The sequence below is a fragment of the Lancefieldella parvula DSM 20469 genome, from assembly GCF_000024225.1.
In the GTDB taxonomy this organism is placed as follows: Bacteria; Actinomycetota; Coriobacteriia; order Coriobacteriales; family Atopobiaceae; genus Lancefieldella; species Lancefieldella parvula.
Window position 1 is genome coordinate 430010 of sequence record NC_013203.1, and the last position, 13745, is coordinate 443754.

Here is a 13745-nt window from a genome sequence, read left to right on the forward strand (position 1 = left end):
GACACGATCACGAGAAGATTAAAAAAGCATCGAACAAGCCTCCTTACATACTTGCAGGTACACGGACAGTTGCAAATACTAACACAGCAAAGTGGCTAATGCTATGATTTATTTGAACATTTTGGACAAGTGTGAGGATTTTTTGTGTCAACGGAACAGAAGAAAGATATCGGCACTGAGTTTGCCAAGTTGACTGAGAGCTTGCGAGTAGACGAGTTCTCTAAAAAGATCACTGAGGCATCGTCTGAACTGGTGGAGAACGTTTCTGAAGTAGCAGAACGTGCAGAGAAAATTCTTGTAGTTGACGAAGACGAGCCGCTAGATTTTTCTGCGTCTGATCAAGTTAAGGCTACTATTCCAAGAACTCCTGCTCAACATGTTTTACGCATCGTCTCAATTGTTTTAATTATCTTGGGCGCAGCAGATGTCTTGACTACGTTAACATCTCTTTTTGCAACTATTATGGGCTTACAACCAGCAGTTCCTTTGGAGCAGCTTGAGTTTAGCGGCGTGTATTTTACGTTTAGTAAGAATATTCTTCTAGGCTATATATTTGTATTGCTTATTGGTGTGATGCAGATTGTTACTTCGGTACTTGGATTACGTGCAGCTAAAGATTCATCAAAAGTTGAACCATACAGATTTCTTTGTTATCTGATTGGTCTTATTATTCTGGTGGGAATTTTATGGGCATGGGGTAGAGGAGAATTGCTTATCCTTGATCCATTTGTTCAGTTAAATACCATTGTGTACGTGGTAATTTGTTCTAATCTTGCAGACAAAGTAAAGAAGGAGCACGATCAGGGAGTTGTGGGGACTACGTATTGGCGCTCTCGTCACCAGCGGGTTCTTCATTTGTTTGCACTTGTCTCCATTACATTTAGTGGCATTGTGCTTTTTCAAGTTCTGATTTTACTGGGACTCCATGATCTTTCTGGGGTTGTGAATCAGCCGGTTTTAGAAACTGTTAATCAATTCCTTACACAGCAGGGAATTCTTGCTATTTTCTTGGTGACACTTGGTGCGGTGTTTTCTCTGGTTGTGGGACTTCTGGCTCTTAAAGGCTCAAACGACGCTCGATTTATTAGACCCTACATTCTTGCTGTGACTGTTATTGTTCTGTTTGACATAGCAAGAATTATTTTTACTGCACTAACGCAGGGAATTCCTGCCGTGACTAGTCAAGATATCTTTGAGTTGACCTATAACGTTGCTGGATTGTATTTGGCTATTCGTATTGAGGCGGGATTGCCAAATAGCTATGGACAACGTTTGTGGAAAAAGATTCACTCAAATACGTAGTGTGTTTTGAATTGATTGCTTACAAAAAAACCTCTGTATCCAAATGAGATACAGAGGTTTTGTTTATAGCATTTCAGGTACTCGTAAGCTTTACAGGTCAAGTTGCATAAGGCGAGCAATGCTGACAATGTAAATCTTAAGAGCGCGCTTAAGCCATTCCTCAGAGATTCCCTCGTCAGGACCGTGCTCCATGCCAACCCACTCAGGTAGGTCTTTTGCAGCTTTGCTGTCATAAGGGCCAAAGGCAACAGCACGCTTAAAGTGACGTGCATAGGTGCCGCCACCGATAACAAATGCCTGCTCATTACTACCTGTGTACTCATGGAACGTATCAAGAAGAGTAGTAATCTCAGGAGAGCTTGGGTCAATGTAGAAAGGAACTGCATCAGAGAGCACCTCAAAGGTGCAGTCATGCTCAGCTCCTAGCTTTGTCATACGAGTGGTAATAGCCTCGCCAGTAGTGGAAGTAGGATAGCGAGAGTCAATAGTCTGCACATACCTATCTCCCTTAGTACGGATAGTACCGGAGATGCAGGTCAGAGGACCAAATTTGTCGTCAGCGCTCTGGATGCCCGTGCCAGTGCCGTCAGTGGTTGAGCAAAGCTGTTGTGAGAAGGTTAAAAAGTCGCGTTCTTTTTCTCCGCAGATGTTGTTATCAAGCAGATAGGTTACAAGCAGTCCAATGGCATTGACTGTTCCCTCAGGCATGGAAGCGTGTCCACCCTTACCTGTTGCGTTAATGCGTGCAAGTTTGGTCCCGTCATCCTCAATGCCTGCGTCTTCAACTTTGATGGAATTAGTGTTGGTCAAAGTGGAAGCGTCAGCACGAACAAGTGCGCTCGCAAGTCCTGGAATTGCATTAGGTACGGTGCCACCATCAAGCTCAACGATCTTCTCGCTGTATGCGCCAGCAATCTTTGGAGAAGTGAACTGTGCGTGGTAAACGCCCTTCTCGCCGCAGATAAGTGGGAACTCAGCGTCAGGAGTAAAGCAGAATGCTGGTTCTGGATACTTGGAGAGGTAGTAAGGAACGTCACCCATACCGGTCTCCTCGTTGTTGCCAACGATGGCGCGCAGGGTGTAAGGAAGCTTCTTGCCGGTCTTTTTAACCTGCTCAACAAAGAAGTGAGCTGCCCAAAGGGAGAGGGCAAGAGGACCCTTATCGTCCAGAACACCACGGCCCAGAATGAAACCCTCGCGGCGGGTAACGTCAAGCGGATCTACCGTCCAGCCCTTGCCCAGAGGAACAATATCAGAGTGAGCGATGGTAGCAAGGTACTTCTCAGACTCACCAGGAAGATCACCAAAGCCCAGGTAACCGTCTACATTTGTAGTCTCAAGGCCCAGGCGCTCTGCAATCTCAAGTCCGCGGCGAAGTGCCTCGTAAGACTTTGGACCCCAAGGCTTGCCTGGCTCTGCAAGGGATAAATCTTCTACGGACTCTACCTGCACAAGATAGCGAATATCCTCAATAATCTCTTCCCAGTGCTCGTTAACAAACGCCTCAGCGCTTGTTTTGAGTTCTGCATCAGTCATGAAAACTCCTCTAATTCAAACGTTTGACCCTGAAACATATTAAGAGCAGTGGTTTTAGTAGCATCCTGCGTATGAAATAGTCAAGGTCGGGAACAAGGTACTAGTTACACTATACTTAATACCCCTTCACAAAGGAGTTAACTATGACGAAAAAGACTTTTATTGGAAATGCATTGTTTCTTGGCGTTTTAACAGTTTTGGGAATTGTTTTAATGGTTCTTCGACAAACGTTGGCTCAAGACCCTTACACTCCGCTGTTCTACGCCTACTTTGTTGCGCCAATTGTGCTGTATTTTAGCATTGCTGGCCTGGTGGGCTTGCTCATTGCACGCTATACAAGCTTCTCGTTGACTAAGACAGTGGCGGTTGTGTTGCGCACCCTTGCAGCAATTTTCTTTGTATTACCGTTCTTTTTCTTTCTGATTGTGATGCTCCCTTGGGCTATACTTCGAGGACTTTTTGCCATCTTAATGGTTGTTATGCTCTATGCACCTTGGTTCTGGATGTTCTTTGGCTTGTTCTATGGCTTGAGCTGGGCTCAACAAAAGCTTGTTGAAGACGTCGCTGCTGATCCATTTGCGGAGGACACGACTGCTCAGAAAATTGCTGGCGAGAAGACCAATGCAGCTGATACAGATACAACTGATGAGGGTGCTAAAAACTAGCACTACAATCTTGTACTACAAACAGCACAACAAGAAAGAAGCAACTCGTGCTTGAACTCAAAGGTATTTCAAAACGTTATAACACTGGCGGATTTGAACAAATTGCAATGGATCACATTTCCGTTGCATTTAGAGATAACGAGTTTGTAGCAGTTCTTGGCCCTTCGGGCTCAGGTAAGACTACTATGCTTAATGTTATTGGCGGTCTTGATCGCTTTGATTCTGGAGATTTGCTGGTAGATGGCATTTCTACAAAGGAATTTAAAGAGCGTGACTGGGATACGTATAGAAACAACCGCATTGGTTTTGTATTCCAGAGTTATAACCTTATTCCGCACCAAAGTGTTGTTAGCAATGTTGAGCTTGCGTTGACGCTCTCTGGTGTTTCTAAGGCAGAGCGTCATGAACGTGCGCTTGAAGCGCTTGATAAGGTTGGCCTAAAAGAGCATGCAAATAAGCGTCCAAATCAGCTTTCTGGTGGACAGATGCAGCGTGTGGCTATTGCTCGTGCGTTGGTAAATGATCCAGAGATTCTACTGGCAGATGAGCCAACAGGTGCTCTTGACTCTTCAACGTCTGTACAAGTTATGGATCTGCTCAAAGAGGTAGCACAGGACCGTCTGGTCATCATGGTTACCCATAACCCTGAGTTAGCTCATCAGTATGCAACTCGTATTGTTGAGCTGGCAGATGGTCAGATAACTGCTGACTCAGATCCATTTGATGTTGCAAGCGTTGCTCGTCGAGAAGCTAAGCCTTCTCGTAAAACCTCCATGTCGCTTTTAACTGCATTGGGTCTCTCGTTTAATAACCTTATGACCAAAAAGGGTCGTACGCTTATGACGGCGTTTGCGGGTTCTATTGGCATTATTGGTATTGCGGCAATTCTGGCGCTAGCAAATGGAACAAACGAATATATTAAAAAGATTGAGGAGGATACGCTTTCAATGTATCCTCTGACTATCTCTGAGCAGGCTGTTAATATTTCTTCGTTTATATCGGGAAGTGGAAGTAGTTCTGACTCGGCTGACTCTCAAGGTCAAAGTGTCCAGAGTGAGATGACACAGAATCAGAAAAATGCAGAAGCTGCAAAGTTAGAAAATCAGCCTGCTGAAGGTGCTATCCCTACAAATAACAGACTGGGAATGCGGGCGGAAAGTATTGGTTCTAATGATTTGACCAGCCTGAAGGCATTTCTCGACAAAAATGGTGATGACATTAATACGTATGCCAGCGCTATTACGTATGGTTATTCTGTCAGTCCCTTTATTTACCTGCCCGCAGGTGCTGATTCCAACTCTTCTGATCCTGTTCAGGTTCAGCCAGACGTTACCTTTTCCAAGGTATCTCCTAAGATTCCGTCATATAATCCGCTTGCTTCTTTTGTGAGTACTACACTTTTTAATGAGCTTCCGGATAATCCTTCTATTTACGAAGATAGCTACACTGTTCGTGCTGGTAGATGGCCCACTGCTTGGAATGAAGCTGTTTTGGTATTGCGTCCAAATGGCACCATAGATGACTTTTTGGAGTACACACTTGGCCTACGTGACTATGCTGGTCTGCGCTCTACCGTTGATAAAATTGCAAATGGAGAATCCGGCACTATTGAAGAGTCCAATAGCAGGTACACCTACGAACAGCTGATGTCCCCAACGTTTAAGCTGGTTATGCCCAATCAACGTTATGTATGGGACGGTAATCTTGGTGTCTGGACGGATAAGTCCGACGATCAGACGTACATGAATGATCTCATTTCCAATGCGCCTGACCTGCATATTGTTGGTGTTGTTCAGGCAAAAGATCCAACAACTACAGGAGCGCTTTCTGAAGGTATTTACTACACGCCGCAACTGACTCAGAAGATGATTTCTGACGCAAAAGCTTCTCCTATTGTTCAGGATCAGATGAATCGCCCAGATGTTGATGTTTTCACAGGTAAGACCTTTGAGGACGAGAAGAACGGTCAAACTTCAGAGGGACTTTCAATTGGTTCCCTCATTTCCGTTGATTCAAATGTGCTGTCTTCGGCGTTTAACTTTAATCCACAAGCATTGAGCTTCTCGTCAATTAATCTGTCCGGTTTGGATATGTCCTCGCTTGACCTTTCTGACGTGCAGTTACCTGCTTTTGATCCCTCGCAGCTTAATCTGTCTGATAGCGATGTTCTGTCTTCCGTCACATCTTCACTTGATCCATCTGCGTTAGCCGCAGCTTTCCCAGAGCTCTCCGCAGCAGACATTCAGCAGATTCTTTCTGGCATTACCGTTAACTTCAAACCAGGCGGACAGGCTGCTATTTCTTCTCTCATGGGTACTATTGCTCTTGGTTGGAATTCTTGGAGCGCAGCTAATCCTGGTAAGACCATGGCTGACTATCTTGCCACAGATCAGGTACGCACTCAGATTGTGAACACTGTTTCTTCTGCGATTGATACTGATGATTTGCAGAAACAGTTGGTTACTGCTTTGGCAAATAAGTTGGGCACCAATCCAGACCTTCCAAGTGTCCAAGCTGAGGTTTCTCAGCGACTTATGAGCGCGTATCAATCACAGATTGCAAGTGCACTTTCTGCAGCTATTACGCGTGCTATGAGTGCTTACGTGCAGTCCGCGCTAACCAGTGTAATGACTCAAGTGGCCTCGAGAATGCAAAATCAGATTGCAGGCGCTTTAAATTCAGCTATGCAGGGCGTTATGGCAAATATGTCCAATGCCATGCAGATAGATAAAGCAACGCTGGCAAGTGCTTTTAAGCTCAATGCTGATCCGTCGCAGCTGACAGCCATTGCTGCGTCAATGCTTAGAGCGAAACCTGCTACGTATGAGTCAAATCTTACCAAGATGGGATATGCGGACCTTAATAAGCCCACGTCAATTAATATTTATCCTAAAGATTTTGCAAGCAAAGAGAAGATTGTTGAAATTCTTAACAAGTATAATGCGGATGCAAAAGCTGCTGGCGAAGAGTCTAAGGTGGTTACGTATACCGATCTTGTTGGCGCTCTGATGAGTTCCGTCACGCTGATTGTTGACATGATCTCGGCGATGCTGATTGCATTTGTATCTATCTCGCTTGTTGTTTCTAGCATAATGATTGGCATTATTACGTTTATCTCGGTGCTTGAGCGCAAAAAGGAGATTGGTATCTTGCGTTCTATTGGTGCTTCCAGGCGAGATATTGCCAATGTATTTAACGCAGAGACGTTTATTGAAGGTCTTATTTCTGGTGTTATGGGTATTGCCATTACACAGATGCTTATTTTGCCCGCAAATGCCGTGGTAAAAGCTATGTTTAACGTAGATAATTTGGTTGTTTTGCCACTTAACGGTGCACTCATTTTGATTATGATTAGTGTTGTGCTGACGCTTCTTGCAGGTCTTATTCCTGCAGGTAGAGCAGCTAAGTCTGATCCAGTTCAGGCGCTTAGAAGCGAGTAGTCCATCACTGAAGTGTGTTGCCTGACGAGAAGAACGTCTAGCCGTACGGTATTACCTCACAAGAAAATCCCTGTCATGTATATGCATGACAGGGCTTTTACGTTGCTGGTATTACGAGCGAATTTAATTCACCTGATCGCCAAAGAGGTCAACAACCTTAAGATCAAGCTTGGAAGCTTCAATGGCGTCTTTTGCACCAAAGACAACAACCGAGAGGTCATCATGGCTTTGAGGTATAGTGTTTCCTAGCTCTTTGATGTCTTCAACCTGGGCGTGAAGGATCTTCTCGCGAAGTTTAAGAAGACGCTCTGGATCACGATGGTTGAAGTATTCAATGTCCTGTCTGCGAGCAAGCATACGAGCGGGAACAGGAGCGTCAACGCCAGCAACAGAGGCAACTACGTAGCCCTCAAACTCGTCCTGGTCTGGAGTCCATTTAGAGAGCCAACTACCCGCACCAACATAGCGGTCAAGGGTTGCATCAAGCGAGGGATCTCGATAGGAGACAAAGCTCTGCAAGCCAGCGATGGAGTTTCTGAACATGACGCCATAAGCGCCGCCCTTGACGCGGACCTCGTTCCACAGGTAGTCAAGGCCCAAAACTTTGGTAGCAATAAGCCAGTCACCCTGCTGTTCATTGGTTGCATGGGCAACGTTTGGATAGGAGAGACCAACATAAGAGACATTTGATGGAATGATATATGCCACGCGCTGTAGTTTGCCCTCAGGGACAACAAGCGTTGACCTTGCGCTGTCGGCTTGCGATTCATTACTTTTCTTGAGGTTGAGATCTCCTGCCACTTTCCAGAATGCGTCTCGACTTTGCATGGAGCCAGTAAAGCTGACGGTAACGTTATCTACGCGGAAAATTTTGTGGGTTAGTGCATCTAAGTCTTTTGCAAGCTGAGGAGCACGCTGATTCCAGTTGGAAAGCAGGTTTTTTAGGTACTCGTAGAAGCCAACACCCGCCAGCGCATCATTTACGCGACTAGCGGCAGAATACGAGGTCAAAGCCTTATTTTGCGCAGCTGTATGACCAGCACCTACAAAGTACTGCTCTTGCGCAATACGACGCTGAGTCAGGATGTTTTTTAGACGGTTTAGGTCATCAAAACGCGTGCTGGACCAGACCTCAGAAGGAATGCTTGCAAGTTCTTCGGTTTTCTCGGTGAGTGCACTAGCTGCAACAATAAAAGCAGGGTATGCCTGGTCAAGTGTGTCTTGATCGTAGATATCTGTGAAGAACGAGAGATGACCAAGGTTGCTCTCAATAAGAATATCCAGCTCAGATGCAGTGTGAGCAGCTGTATCAAGCTTGCCCAGTACCTCAGCAAGAACACCAACAAGCGGCAGTTCCTCAAAGGTAACCGCGTGAGTCAAATCAAAATAATGGTAGACGTAGTCAATGCCGTGAGTGTCCAGCTCGTGTGCAACGCAAGGCAGGGGAGCCTTAACTTCAAAGCCAGCAGGGCGCTCTCTACCTGCACCAATATCACTGAGCGAGAGGGACGGAAGCTTGGCAAGATCTTCTGGAGCGTCAGGTGTTTCTTGCTCCAGACGGAGCGCCTCAACTTCTGCACGAATCTTCTCGACGTCTTTATCGGTAAGTGTGGAGCGAAGCTGTTCCAGCTCGGTGGCTTCTTCTTGGGCATCTCCCTCGTCTGTGGGAACAAGCTCGACCTGAGCTGCATGTTTGCTATTGCAGATAAGCTCTAGCAGCAGCTTCTCAAAGCCCCTTTGAGCTGCAAGTTCTTTGACGTAAGCAATGGCGTCCTCGTAGCGGATGTAGTCTAGAGGGCGCGCATCGTCGTAGAGCCAGCTTGAAAGCGAACGCAGCGTGTATTCAATACCGTTTGAGTAAGGCTGATCATTTTCGCGCAGGTTAAACTCTGCAAGTGCAATGGAAGCGCTGAGCTTCTTTTGATTAATGCCTTCGGTAGCAATTTTTTGGCAGGTTGATTCTACAAGCTCACGGAACTTTTGAGCTGCACCCTTTTTAAGACCTTTGAGCTGCAAGAAGAGCATAGGTTGTGCAAGATCATCGGAAAGGTAGTAGCTAAAATCATCACCTAGCTCTGCGTCAAGAATTGCGCGTTTGAGCGGAGATTCATTGGAGCCCATGAGGGTATCAAACAGGATATCTGCTGCCATCATTTTGTTGCGCTGGTCTGGTGTTCCAAGTACGTAGCCTAGGCCAACGCTGGAGTTGTCGGCTGTGGTGTTCATGTGGATCTGGCAAGGCTTGGGCAGCACGGGTGTCTGTAGGTTAAGCGGATTTGGAGCACCTGCATCGCGTTTCTCGGCAGCTGCAAACCTCTGGGCAATAAAAGAGAGCTCACGCTCGCAATCAAGATCGCCATAGAGGAAGGTGTAGCTGTTAGAGAGGTCATAGTGGCGAGCGTGGGCGTCCAGGAAGTTCTCGTAGGTGAGCTTAGGGATTGCGCGAGGCTTGCCGCCGGACTCTTTACCGTAGGCAGTGTCAGGGAAGAGAGCTTCGCTGACAGAATCATAGAGCACGCGATCAGGATTAGAGAGTGCGCCTTTCATCTCGTTAAAGACAACACCGTTATAACTCAGATTTCCCTGGTCATCAGCCTCTAGGTGCCAGCCTTCCTGTTCAAAGATGCGCTTGCGTTTATAGATTGCAGGGTGCAAGACGGCGTCTAGGTACACACTCATAAGGTTTTCCAGGTCAGCTACGTTAGTGCTAGCCACAGGGTAAACCGTTTTGTCAGGGTAGGTCATCGCGTTCAAGAATGTCTGCATAGAGGTTTTGAGCAGGTTAACAAAAGGCTCCTTAACAGGATAGGCATCGGATCCGCAGAGAACCGAGTGCTCCAGGATGTGGAAGACGCCCGTGTGATCTACAGGAGGTGTCTTAAACGCAATAGCAAATGAGCGATTGTCGTCGTCACAGGCAAACCACATAAGGCGTCCGCCCGTGGGAACGTGCTTGAAAATGTATGCATAGCCAGAAATCTCGTTAACCCACTCAGCCGAGATTATCTCAAAGCTTTTGTCTTCTGCATGAAGCGTGCCAACAGAAAACGCGCTGTCCATCTGTAAATATTTGGATGTCATAAGCTGCCAATCTATACGAAAACTTACGTGAGCAGTAATGCCGTTTTTGGACCATCTTGTCCCTTCCAGAGCCATTTAAAGACTTGAGACTCTATACGGAGTAGGTCAAGAAGAATTTTTGTTATTGTGATACTACCGTGACATAGAAAAAGTGACGCTTGTATCCGTATTTTGTAATGAAAGATTTATACCCAGATGAATGATTTCATTTCTAGTGAGAGTAGTGTGGAGCCCTCTAAAATCACAGACGGTGCAAAGACTGCAGTAGAAGATGAAGTACTTGGCAGCGATGATGCTGAAATAACACCTGATAACAAAAAGAAAATTTACCGAGGAATGTTGTTTGTCCTGATTGGAGGGGCTTCCTGGGGTGCATTTGGAACAGCTGCAAAATATCTGTTAGATACCTATCACGTTGATCCGATGTGGTTGATTGATATTCGTGAGCTTTGTGCCTGCTGGTTATTCTTGGGAACTGCTTTTGCGTTTGATAGAAAAAATCTCATGACCGTTATTAGGCAGCCAAAAGAGCTGGCAAAGATTTTTGTGGTTAGTTTGTTTGCTATTCTTTTCTCTCAAGTTGCTTATATTTATGCAGTTAATGCTACTAATTCTGGAACTGCAACCATCATGCAGTCGTTGGGCATGTTGGGCGTTTTGGCCTTTGTCTGCGTGGTTGGCAGGCGTTGGCCTCGACGCCGTGAGATTCTTGGCATTGTTTTGGCGCTTATTGGCACCTATCTTTTGGTAACAGGAGGAAATCCTGGCAAGCTCAACCTGCCAACTGCAGGTATTTTCTGGGGTGTTATGTGTGCTTTTGCTCAGGCAGCTCTTTCTATTTTACCCAAGCCTCTGATGGAGAAGTGGGGTAGCTTTACTGTTAACGGATTAGCGTTTCTGTTTTCTGGCATGCTTATTGCCGTGTTTTATCAGCCTTGGAATCATATGCCTCAACTGGACGCCTTTGGCGTCTTGCTCGTAGTTATTGGTGTGTTTGTGGGAACCTTTTTGGCGTACGGCCTCTACCTGCAGGGCGTTAAGGATGCAGGTTCGCTCAGAGCTGTCCTTCTTGGTACTGTCGAGCCCCTTATGGCAACTATTACCACGGTATTGGTGCTTGGAACCACCTTTAGCATCGCCGACCTTATCGGTTTTGCTCTCATTCTTGCGATGGTCGTGCTCACCGCTTAGCCGCGTATGCAACGCTTTTCCGTCTGGCGAGAAACCCGTCCACTCCAAGCTCAACCTAACCTACAAGTTCCTCTGCACCCGACAACAAAACCCCGCAGCTAAACTGCGGGGTTTTAACGTTCTTTAAAGACTATATAGCCAGAAGCTTAAATAAGTTCCATCTGCGTAAGAACTGCAGAGTACCAGCCGTTCGGATTTGCTGGGTTGTACTTTGCAGCGCCAGAAACAGAAAGCCTTCCGCCATAACCAGCAGCAAGACCAGCTGTATGATCCCAAATAGCTTCTTCCCAGCTGCTCCAGCTTTCAGAACCCCAACCCCATGCGTTGTAGGAAAGGAAGTTATACCTTCCCTTTGTACTCTCAACTGCAGAAATAGCAGGTGAAAAACGTGGATCTACACCGTAGGCCCATGCAGCCTCAGCAAAGGTTGAACCATAGCCGGCAAGAGGAGAGCCAGAAAGATATGCATCAATTCGCGCGCCCCAAGAGCTTACAAAGTTGGTCTTATCGCTTGACCAGTCAACATTTTCTGCTGAAGGAGTTGATGGGGTAGTGACCTCAGTGGTGTTACCAGAAGCATTGGTAAAGGTTGATTCAGCAGAAGCTTCTTTGAGTGCTTCTGCAGCAGCGGCTGCTTCTGCTGCTGCTTGTTGAGCTTGCTCTGCCTGTAGTTTCTCTCTTGTTGCAATTGCTTCGTTCATAGCATCCTCAGCAGCCTTCTTCTGTTCTTCTGCCTCTGCCATCTGCGCATTTAAAGATGACTGAGTATTAGAAAGCTCTTTGCTTAGGTCAACCAGATGGTTGATAGCATCTGAATTTTTGTTTTGGATAATTTCAAGATACTGAACAACAGCAATCAAATCATTAAAGTTATCTGCTGATAAAAGTAGATCAATAATTCCCATGGAGCCTTGCTGCATGCGGTACATAGCTCTAATAGACTCTGCAGCTCTAATACGCTGCTCTGGGAGTTGCTGTTCAATTTCTGCAATGCGTGCCTCATTATCTGCAATCTGTTTTTGCAGTTCAGCTACGCGCTGGTTGGCAGCATCGTAATCAGAATTTGTCTGCTCTACCTTGGCCTGGAGCTCTTCAAGAGTCTCTGCTTGAGCCTTTGAGACGCCAAACAAAAAGGTATTAACAACAAGCACTGTTGCGAGAAGTGCTGTCATAAGGCTAGAGCATGAAGGTAAGCGTCTGTGACGCATATGGTTGTTCAAATCGACCTCCGCGATTGGGGGCTTCCAATTAGTACGCATTTAGTACCGTCCGCTTATTATTAGCTTCAAGCATGAGGTCAGATAACACTTGACCTCAAAAATGCGCATAATCGCTTCTCTCCGCTCGTGCAAGGGTGTCAATTCTACCTGTTTTTGGCTTCAAATGCCAACTTTGCAGAAAACAAGGCACTTTTAATGTAGTAAAGTCGTTAAGTAAAATCGTGAACGGTAGAAAAAGAAAGGGCGAACGGATTACGTACAATAGGTTTGTAATCAGTTCCCGAGGAGGTTTTAGTGGAGTCAGCAATTTTATGGATTGAAGCGCTTAAATCAGCGTTGTTTGGCGTAGTTGAGGGTATTACCGAGTGGCTACCTATCTCATCAACAGGTCATATGTTGCTGCTTAATCAGTTTCTACCACTCAACGTCTCTGAAGATTTTTGGAATATGTTTCTGGTAGTTATTCAGCTTGGCGCAATTCTTGCTGTTTGTGTAGGATTCTTCCACAAGCTCAATCCCTTCTCGCCAAAGAAATCTAAGGAAGAGAAGCGTTCTACCTGGAAGCTCTGGGCAAAAGTGGTGGTTAGTTGCGTTCCTGCTGCAGCGATTGGCCTGCCGCTCAACGATTTTATTGAAGAGCACCTTGGAAGTCCTTTTGTTATCGCCGCAACTCTTATCTTTTACGGCATTATTTTTATTTTGCTTGAGCTACATCGCGAGAAGGTCGCCGCAACGGTAAAGGTTGAGGCACCTCGCGGAAAGCACATGCGTCCAGATGCTGGCGCATCCCTTAAGGCTTCTTCTGCCGACGATCTTGCTCGTGTAAAAGATATTGATAATCTGGACTGGAAGACCGCGCTTGGTATCGGCGTTTTCCAGGTACTTGCAATTGTTCCAGGTACTTCGAGGTCTGGCGCAACTATTCTTGGCGGTTTGGCGCTTGGTTGCTCTAGAGCAGTTGCCGCTGAGTTTACGTTCTTCTTGGCCATTCCAACTATGGCTGGCGCTTCTGCTTTAAGGCTTGTGCGCTACTTTATGAAGGGAAATACTTTCACTACTCCTGAGGCACTTATTTTGAGTGTTGGTTGCCTAGTTGCCTTTATCGTGTCTCTTATTATGGTTCGTGCGCTCATGGGATATGTCCGCAAGCACGATTTCAAGCCTTTTGGTGTTTACCGAATTATCTTGGGTATTGCTGTGATTGCATATTTTCTGTTGGTTAAGTAGTTTTTACTGACAAACGCTACAACATATGTGTTCAAGCGCGGTGAGTTTCTCGCCGCGCTTTCTTATTATGGAGCTAATAAAAA

General features: G+C 46.0%; 8 protein-coding genes. 5 read left to right on the forward strand and 3 right to left on the reverse strand.

Features of this window, described 5'->3' with window-relative positions:
• The first annotated feature begins 144 nt into the window (after positions 1–144).
• Complete coding sequence (locus APAR_RS01935; protein ID WP_012808463.1) at positions 145–1302, forward strand: hypothetical protein; 1158 nt, start codon at positions 145–147, stop codon at positions 1300–1302.
• Between the two features lie 90 nt (positions 1303–1392).
• Here the strand turns inward: APAR_RS01935 and APAR_RS01940 are convergent, their stop codons facing one another.
• Positions 1393–2838, reverse strand: coding sequence for a Sapep family Mn(2+)-dependent dipeptidase (locus APAR_RS01940; protein WP_012808464.1), 1446 nt, complete (start codon positions 2836–2838; stop codon positions 1393–1395).
• Between the two features lie 143 nt (positions 2839–2981).
• Here APAR_RS01940 and APAR_RS01945 point away from each other — a divergent pair, with 143 nt between their 5' ends.
• The gene (locus APAR_RS01945) at positions 2982–3503 is read left to right on the forward strand and encodes a hypothetical protein (RefSeq protein WP_012808465.1); all 522 of its coding nucleotides are present in this window, start codon (positions 2982–2984) and stop codon (positions 3501–3503) included.
• 47 nt (positions 3504–3550) lie between these two features.
• Positions 3551–6943 carry an ABC transporter ATP-binding protein/permease gene (locus APAR_RS01950; RefSeq protein ID WP_012808466.1) on the forward strand — a complete coding sequence of 1131 codons (3393 nt, stop codon included), beginning with the start codon at positions 3551–3553 and terminating at the stop codon, positions 6941–6943.
• 123 nt (positions 6944–7066) lie between these two features.
• Here the strand turns inward: APAR_RS01950 and APAR_RS01955 are convergent, their stop codons facing one another.
• Positions 7067–10024: an insulinase family protein gene (locus APAR_RS01955; protein WP_041654167.1), complete on the reverse strand. Its 2958-nt coding sequence runs from the start codon at positions 10022–10024 to the stop codon at positions 7067–7069.
• A 225-nt stretch (positions 10025–10249) separates the two neighbouring features.
• On the opposite strand from APAR_RS01955, the gene APAR_RS01960 reads away from it, so the two are divergent.
• Positions 10250–11215, forward strand: a complete 966-nt coding sequence (locus APAR_RS01960; protein ID WP_012808468.1) for a DMT family transporter — start codon at positions 10250–10252, stop codon at positions 11213–11215.
• A gap of 146 nt (positions 11216–11361) precedes the next feature.
• Here APAR_RS01960 and APAR_RS01965 read toward each other — a convergent pair whose 3' ends face one another.
• Positions 11362–12435, reverse strand: coding sequence for a coiled-coil domain-containing protein (locus APAR_RS01965; RefSeq protein WP_245526059.1), 1074 nt, complete (start codon positions 12433–12435; stop codon positions 11362–11364).
• Positions 12436–12729: 294 nt separating this feature from the next.
• Between APAR_RS01965 and APAR_RS01970 the strand changes: the two genes are divergently transcribed.
• Complete coding sequence (locus APAR_RS01970) at positions 12730–13662, forward strand: undecaprenyl-diphosphate phosphatase (RefSeq protein ID WP_012808470.1); 933 nt, start codon at positions 12730–12732, stop codon at positions 13660–13662.
• Positions 13663–13745: the final 83 nt, after the last annotated feature.